Annotated in this window: 1 pseudogene; it reads right to left on the bottom strand. The window is 61.7% G+C overall.

The features are described from left to right. Window positions 1–245 (bottom strand): annotated as a pseudogene (locus tag B7449_RS18115) (MFS transporter); the annotation flags it as partial. Window positions 246–269 lie beyond the last annotated feature (24 nt).

The raw sequence follows: 269 nt of genomic DNA, 5'->3' as shown, positions 1-269 counted from the left end.
CCGGTGGCGTCACTGATGCGGGGCGTTCCGAAAGCGGCCACGGCTGAGCCTACACCCATGCTGGCAGCATAGACGCTCATGGTTGCCGGTGCGCGGGAGGCAAACTCCCCCTTGATGAAACCCGACATTAGTGGCCGGATGATCGCGTCGCCTACGCCTACCCCGACAGCCGTGAAAAGCAGCACTCCATAGCTGCCGCCATCGAGGCGAAGGAGCAGGACGATGGTCAGAAGCGCCAATGCCATTATCATGGAGCGTTTCAGGCCAAG

The sequence above is a fragment of the Komagataeibacter intermedius TF2 genome, from assembly GCF_000964425.1.
In the GTDB taxonomy this organism is placed as follows: domain Bacteria; phylum Pseudomonadota; class Alphaproteobacteria; order Acetobacterales; family Acetobacteraceae; genus Komagataeibacter; species Komagataeibacter intermedius.
The sequence above is the reverse complement of the archived record's forward strand: the minus strand, read 5'-3'. Positions and strand labels throughout refer to the sequence as shown.